The sequence below is a fragment of the Rothia sp. (in: high G+C Gram-positive bacteria) genome (assembly GCF_030540545.1).
Lineage (GTDB): Bacteria > Actinomycetota > Actinomycetes > Actinomycetales > Micrococcaceae > Rothia.
Map to the genome: position 1 here is coordinate 1 of NZ_JAUNVZ010000033.1, position 1,427 is coordinate 1,427.

The 1,427-nt window shown below is 53.8% G+C and carries 2 protein-coding genes; both read left to right on the forward strand.

What is annotated here, in order from left to right; translation table 11 throughout:
* Positions 1-1,136, forward strand: a 1,136-nt coding sequence (locus Q4P78_RS08700) for a TonB-dependent receptor (RefSeq protein WP_303339982.1), incomplete at its 5' end; no start/stop codon positions are given.
* A gap of 19 nt (positions 1,137-1,155) precedes the next feature.
* A partial coding sequence (locus Q4P78_RS08705) for a hypothetical protein (protein WP_303339983.1) occupies positions 1,156-1,427 on the forward strand: 272 nt, incomplete at its 3' end.

Consider the following 1,427-nt stretch of genomic DNA (forward strand, 5'->3'; position numbering starts at 1 on the left):
GTGCCTATGTAGACCACTATTCAGTAAGCAACAGCGGTACGGCTGATAAGCCGGAGTTCTCTATCACTCGTACCTATCGCGGTAACCCCGACCTGACTTGGGAGAAGAGCAAGACCTTCGACGTAGGTTTGGAGGCCGGCCTTTTCAACAATCGCTTGAGCTTTGAGGTAGACTTCTACATCAAGAATACGAGCGACATGTTGGCTACCCATTCACTCCCGATGAGTGAGGGTACTCCCAGTGCCATCTACACCAACGAGCAGAGCATGCGCAATACGGGTGTGGACGTGACGGTAAACGGCGTGTTCATCCAGACACAGAAAGTCAACTGGTCTGCTCAGCTCAACCTCACGCACTACAAGAATGAGCTGACCCGCATGCAGGAGGGGCGTCCCGAAGAGGGCTACCAGACCGGTAACTACTGGCGCAAGAAGGGTGGCTCACTCTATGACTGGTACATGGTACGCTTTGCCGGTGTAGACCCCGAGACCGGTCAGGGCTTGTACTATAAGGACGTAGAGAAGGCCGTGCTCGATGCAGACGGTAACCCCGTAAAGGATGCCGACGGCAACCCCGTGACCGAGACCGTGATGGGAACTACTACCGATGCCGGTTCGGCTACGAGCTATCAGCTGGGCAAGTCGGCCCTGCCTAAGCTCTTTGGTGGTCTCTCTACCACGCTTCAGGCTTATGGTTTTGACCTCACGGTATCTACTGCCTTCTCCTTTGGCGGATGGACCTATGACGGCAGCTATGCCAGCTTGATGTCAGGCACCAGTGGCTCTACCTTCTCTACCGACATCTACAAGCGTTGGCAGAAGCCGGGCGACGTGACCGACGTTCCCCGTCTGATGGAGGGTGAGAAGATGACCGGTGGTGTGGAAAACGACCGCTTCCTTACGCGCTCAGACTACTTCTCTCTCCGCAACATCACCCTGGGCTATACGCTGCCGCAGCATATTACGGAGCGCATACCGGGCTTGACCTCAGTACGCGTATATGCCGTAGGTGACAACCTCTTCCTCGGCTCACATCGCAAGGGTCTCGATCCCCGTCAGAATATCTCGGGTGCGGTAGATACGAACAGCTACTCCGCGCTGCGCACCATCTCGTTTGGTATCAACGTGAACTTCTAATTAAAGCACAAACGACAGTATGAAAGTTACAAAATATATTGGCCTCTTGCTGCTGGGCGGTGTGGCACTGACCTCATGTAGCGACAGCTTTCTCGATGAAGGCATCAATGGCGCAGTGACGCCCGAGCAAATAGAGGATCAGAAAAAGGAGAATTTGGACAAGGTATTGTCCGGTCAGATTAATGGCTGCTATACGGAGTGGAATACTTACAATCCCCTCAGCGCTTACAATAATATCTATACGCACCAGGCTACGGGCTTTGGCGGTATCATGCTGCTCTCTGACGCGAT